At 36.9% G+C, this 5,961-nt stretch carries 6 protein-coding genes; all 6 read right to left on the bottom strand.

All coding sequences use genetic code 11. The features are described 5' to 3' along the window. Window positions 1–21 precede the first annotated feature (21 nt). Window positions 22–768 carry an HAD family hydrolase gene (locus KI356_RS18620; protein ID WP_128282692.1) on the bottom strand — a complete coding sequence of 249 codons (747 nt, stop codon included), beginning with the start codon at window positions 766–768 and terminating at the stop codon, window positions 22–24. A gap of 194 nt (window positions 769–962) precedes the next feature. Next, window positions 963–1,868, bottom strand: coding sequence for a diacylglycerol kinase (locus tag KI356_RS18615; RefSeq protein WP_128282693.1), 906 nt, complete (start codon window positions 1,866–1,868; stop codon window positions 963–965). A gap of 475 nt (window positions 1,869–2,343) precedes the next feature. Beyond that, a complete protein-coding gene (gene gatB, locus KI356_RS18610) occupies window positions 2,344–3,771 on the bottom strand; it encodes an Asp-tRNA(Asn)/Glu-tRNA(Gln) amidotransferase subunit GatB (protein ID WP_002115642.1) in 1,428 nt (475 codons plus the stop codon). Window positions 3,772–3,785: 14 nt separating this feature from the next. Continuing rightward, window positions 3,786–5,243, bottom strand: coding sequence for an Asp-tRNA(Asn)/Glu-tRNA(Gln) amidotransferase subunit GatA (gene gatA, locus KI356_RS18605; protein ID WP_002113505.1), 1,458 nt, complete (start codon window positions 5,241–5,243; stop codon window positions 3,786–3,788). A gap of 14 nt (window positions 5,244–5,257) precedes the next feature. Beyond that, window positions 5,258–5,548 carry an Asp-tRNA(Asn)/Glu-tRNA(Gln) amidotransferase subunit GatC gene (gene gatC / locus KI356_RS18600; protein ID WP_000086999.1) on the bottom strand — a complete coding sequence of 97 codons (291 nt, stop codon included), beginning with the start codon at window positions 5,546–5,548 and terminating at the stop codon, window positions 5,258–5,260. Between the two features lie 141 nt (window positions 5,549–5,689). Continuing rightward, complete coding sequence (locus KI356_RS18595) at window positions 5,690–5,926, bottom strand: YiaA/YiaB family inner membrane protein (protein ID WP_001254392.1); 237 nt, start codon at window positions 5,924–5,926, stop codon at window positions 5,690–5,692. Window positions 5,927–5,961 lie beyond the last annotated feature (35 nt).

The raw sequence follows: 5,961 nt of genomic DNA, 5'->3' as shown, positions 1-5,961 counted from the left end.
GTCTTTATAGACTTATTTTCCTTACACATTAGACTTTTCTTTCTCCCAGAAAAACTCACCCGATTGAGAAATAAACTCCCCAACAGAATCTAACACTAAATCAGCAAGTGGTTCTAACGTTGGACGATCCCCTGTACCAGAAAGGACTCCAATTGCATAGCAATCACCGCCATTTTTAGCTAAATTTAAATCCGTTGGCGTATCCCCAACAACCGCCACCTCACATGATTCTAAATTAAATTTCTCACAAAACACTTCTATAATCTTTTTATCTGGTTTTTGCGCAGGGAATGTATCCGAAGCTATAATATAATCAAAAAAGTTCTCCAACTTATATTGTTTTAAAAATAATTCTGTCGGTGCAAAATCGTCCGCCGTGACAACCCCTAATATAAATCCTTTATCTTTTAATGCCTGTAACACTTTCGGTAAATCCGCTGTCATTTTCATATGCGAACGATGCTCATACATAAGGGAGAATAACTTCTCACTTACCCAATGATGCATCTCTTCTTCTCTAGCAGACTCAATATAATTACAAAGCCCCTTCGCTACATCAAGGCTTGTTCCAGCAGCTATTGCACTCCTCGGATTAACAAATGCTCCCTCTACACCAATCTCTTGTAATAAGGTCTGCCGCATTGTACTTGGTAAATGATATAAACTTATACATTCAGCTACAAGTTCTTCAGCTACTTTTATCCAAATTGAATGAAAATCCATTAATGTCCCATCTTTATCAAATAGTATTGCTTTTACCTTCTCCATAGCACCCTACCTCTCATTTCTTATCTCTTCCAGTGTATCAATAAAATATGGATATAAAATAAACAGATTGTAAAAATACCATAAAAATCAAACTAACTTCCAATTTACAATTCATCTGTATAAAGAGAAACTTTAATCAGTGGGGGAATCTTATTACTTGCAAATAGTGAGGTGAAAGCAAAAAAAAGATGCCTTTACAGGGCATCCTCTTGCTGTTCAGGAACAAATAGTTCAAGACAATGATATATATTTTCAAATTCCATTGGTGCGTCTCCGCCATATTCACCATCTAAATTAATCATTAGTTTATCTGGTGAATGAACTTTAATACGATTCGCTTGTGTGTATAGCACTTTTGGATTGTTAATATGTTCCCCACGCTGCGCTTGTGTTGCTGCTTTAATTAAATCAGCGATAGAACCTTTTTTCAGTACTAATAAATCAAATAATCCATCGTTAATAGATGCATATGGTGCTACTTTTTCGAATCCGCCAACTGAACGAGTATTCGTAATTAAAAACATCGTAATTTCTTCTTGTAGCAACTTCCCATCATACTCGATTTCAACATATGTTGGATGTAATGATGGTAACATTTCGATTCCTTTTAAATAGTAAGCAAGTTGGCCTAATACCGTTTTTAGCTTGCTTGGCACTTCATATGTTAATTCTGTAATACGGCCGCCACCAGCGATATTAATGAAATATGTATCATTCGCTCTACCAAGATCTAACGGTACCGTTATTCCTTCACAAATAATATCCGCAGCCTCTTCAATAGCACGAGGTACACCGATCGCACGCGCAAAATCATTTGTCGTTCCAACTGGAATAATTCCAAACTTTGGACGATGCTCATGTCCTACTAAACCGTTCACTACTTCATTTAATGTACCATCACCACCAGCTGCGATAACAACATCAAACTTACGATCCGCAGCTTGCCTCGCTGCCACAGTCGCATCTCCAGGACCAGTTGTCGCATGACAAGACGCTTCATATCCAGCTTGTTCTAATTTTTGTAATACTTCTGGTAAGCTCTTCTTAAATAGCTCACGCCCAGAAGTAGGATTATAAATAATTCTTGCTCGCTTCATCATTTATTAGCATAGGAAATTCCGTATTCATTGAAAAGCGAATACACCGAACCCTTATTCAGTATCCCTATGCCTACCTCCTCTCATCTTCCTATCCTTCTTTAATTCCGCTCAAACAGGCAGTAAGAACCCGATTCGTGTAGCCCATCAAAAGTAAATATTCATTTCAATGGTTTTGTTTTATTTTACAAAAAAATTTATGTCCATCTATTTCCTCACATCAATTTACATATAACGAATAATAATTATCTATTATTTCATGAGATGAAAAAAACCTCTATGTCTAGATTTATCATTATTCCCACCTTTTTGCAACTATCATACCATAGTTGCTATACAAACATTTTTTCACTTTTGACAGTTAATCAAACGTTTATTTAAATTATTTTTTACCATTTAAACAAACGTTTGATTAACTCAGAAAAAACACCCAAATACGGGTGTTTTTTCTGTTTAATCTTTAAAAATCTATACTATTTTAGCGCTTATTAATCTCTTCAAGTAAAATTTTGTTAACAAGCGGTGGATTTGCTTGTCCTTTTGTAGCTTTCATAATTTGACCAACTAAGAAGCCAATTGCACGGTCTTTACCGTTTTTAAAGTCTTCGATAGATTGCTCATTATTATCAAGAATTTCTGTTACAACTTTACGAAGTGTACCCTCGTCAGAAATTTGAACAAGACCTTTCGCTTTAACGATTTCTTCTGGGTCTCCACCTTTTTCAATTAATTCGTTAAATACTTTCTTCGCGATTTTAGAAGAAATTGTACCTTTTTCAATTAATTGAACCATTTTAGATAGACCAGCAGGCGTTAATGCAACGTCTTTTAATTCTTTTTGTTGTTTGTTTAAGTATGCAAGCACTTCACCCATTAACCAGTTTGATGTTAATTTCGCATCAGCACCGTCTGCAATTGCAGCTTCAAAGAAATCAGACATTTCTTTCGTTAATGTTAATACGTGTGCATCATAAGCTGGTAAGCCAATTTCTGCAACGTAGCGAGCTTTACGTGCATCTGGAAGTTCTGGAATCGAAGCACGAATTTCTTCTTTCCACTCATCATCGATGTAAAGTTCAACTAAGTCTGGCTCTGGGAAGTAACGGTAATCGTCAGATCCTTCTTTTATACGCATTAAGATTGTTTTCTTCGTTGCTTCATCATAACGACGTGTTTCTTGTTGGATGATACCACCAGATAATAATTCTTTCTCTTGGCGCACTTGCTCATGCTCAAGACCTTTTTGCACGTAAGTGAAAGAGTTTAAGTTTTTCAGTTCTGCTTTTGTACCGAACTTCTCTTGTCCAACTGGACGAAGGGAAATATTCGCATCACAACGTAGAGAACCTTCTTCCATCTTACAATCAGATACGCCTGTATATTGAATGATTGATTTTAACTTCTCTAAGTATGCATATGCTTCTTCTGGAGTACGCATATCTGGCTCAGATACGATCTCGATTAAAGGCATACCTTGACGGTTGTAGTCTACTAATGAACCATCAGCTGTATGCGTTGATTTACCAGCATCTTCTTCTAAATGAAGACGTGTAATACCGATACGTTTCTTTTTACCGTCTACTTCGATTTCAATCCAACCATTTTCACCAATTGGCTTATCAAATTGAGAGATTTGGTAAGCTTTCGGATTATCTGGGTAGAAATAGTTTTTACGGTCGAACTTCGTTTCCGTTGCGATTTCACAGTTTAATGCCATTGCAGCTTTCATTGCAAAGTTAACTGCTTCTTTATTTAAAGTAGGAAGTACCCCTGGGTATCCTAAGTCAATTACACTTGTTTGTGTATTTGGCTCCGCTCCGAATTCTGTTGGACTCGCAGAGAAAATTTTCGAATTTGTTTTTAACTCAACGTGAACCTCTAAACCAATAATTGTTTCTAAATTCATCTATGCTCGCCTCCTTACAGACTTGCTTTTTTTGTATGATAGTCTGTTGCTTGCTCAAACGCATGTGCAACGCGGTAAATTGTCGCTTCATCGAAGTGTTTACCAATGATTTGTAGACCAAGTGGCATGTTGTTAGCACCGAATCCACATGGAACAGAAATCGCTGGAACACCCGCTAAGTTTACTGGGATTGTTAAAATGTCATTTGCATACATTGTCATTGGATCGTCCACTTTTTCGCCCACTTTAAATGCCGGAGTTGGCGTTGTTGGTCCAATAATAACATCATAGTTAGCAAATACATTTTCAAAGTCGTTCTTAATTAATGTACGTACTTGTTGTGCTTTTTTGTAATATGCATCATAGTAACCAGAGCTAAGAGCAAATGTACCAAGCATAATACGACGTTTTACTTCATCACCGAAACCTTCGCTACGTGTGTTTTTGTAAAGATCTAATAAATTATTTACATTATCAGAACGAACACCGTAACGTACGCCATCAAAGCGTGAAAGGTTAGCAGATGCTTCAGAAGAAGATAATAAGTAATACGTTGCTAGAGCGTATTTAGAGTGCGGAAGAGATACTTCTTCCCAAGTTGCGCCCATACCTTCTAATACTTTTAAAGCAGCTAGTACTGACTCACGAGCTTCTTCGCCAACACCTTCGCCTAAGTATTCTTTCGGTACAGCGATGCGTAAACCTTTAACGTCACCTGTTAAGCCAGCTAAATAGTTTCCAACTTCAACATTTGCAGAAGTTGCATCCATACGGTCAATACCTGAAATAGCTTGTAATAAGTATGCATTGTCTTCTACTGTACGTGTAATCGGTCCGATTTGGTCAAGTGAAGATGCGAATGCAACTAACCCGTAACGAGATACGCGTCCGTAAGTTGGTTTTAAACCTACAACACCGCAATATGCAGCTGGTTGACGGATAGAACCACCCGTATCCGAACCTAGAGAGAATAATACTTCTCCTGCTGCTACTGCTGCTGCAGAACCACCACTAGATCCGCCTGGAACATAGTCTAAGTTCCATGGATTTTTTGTAGCGTAGAAACCTGAGTTTTCATTTGAAGAACCCATTGCGAACTCGTCCATATTTAATTTACCGATTGTAACTGTGTCAGCAGCTTTTAACTTTTGTACAACTGTCGCATCATAAATTGGATCGAAGTTTGCTAACATTTTGCTCGCACAAGTTGTACGAAGACCGTTAGTTACAATGTTATCTTTTACACCGATTGGCATACCGAATAATAAACCATTATCTTCAGCACCAATCTTAGCGTCTAATTCCTTCGCTTTCGCACGTGCATTTTCTTCATCTAATGTAAGAAAAGCTTTTACGTTATCTTCAACATCCGAAATACGTTTGTAAGATTCTTCTACTAAATCCGTAACGGAAATTTCTTTGTTGTTTAATTTCTTATGTAACTCTGATACCGAATGATCAAATAATGACATCGAAATTCCCTCCTCTATTCTAATACTGCTGGAACACGGATTTGATTATCTTTGTGATCCGGTGCATTTTTTAATACTTCTTCTACTGGTAAACCTTTTTCTGGCACATCTTCACGCATAACATTTTTCATAGTTAATACATGAGTTGTTGGTTTTACATCTGTTGTATCTAATTCATTTAACTGTTCTGCAAATGTAACAATTGCATCTAGTTGTTTTTGAAATTTTTCTGCTTCTTGATCAGTAATTGCAAGACGTGCTAAATGTGCAACGTGCTTTACATTCTCAACGGAAATTCTTGACACGGCTAGGCCACCTCCATAATATATCGTTCAATCTACAATACTATTGATGATACCAAATTTTCAGTACTTCAAGCAAGTCAACACACGGCACTTACAGCATTTTTACATAAAAAAAGAAAGGCAAATGCCTTTCTTTACAATTTAGTCTTTATCTAGCGGTTCATTTTTCGGAAATCTCTCGTTATCTTCTTCATTATCACGAATTGTTTTTTGTAATACAAAACAAGACATCGTTAAAAATAATGTTCCAATTAAATAATATCCTTTTACACTAAGCGTTTCATCTAACGTATAAATCCCAATTAGCATACCTGAAAGCGCGCAAACAAATGAAGTCCATGCTAAAAACGTGAACGCTTGCGTATTTCGTCTTCTCATCGTTCTCCCCCTCGTTAGCTGTACACCCATTATAG

Source organism: Bacillus hominis (assembly GCF_018332515.1).
Lineage (GTDB): Bacteria > Bacillota > Bacilli > Bacillales > Bacillaceae_G > Bacillus_A > Bacillus_A hominis.
The sequence above is the reverse complement of the archived record's forward strand: the minus strand, read 5'-3'. Positions and strand labels throughout refer to the sequence as shown.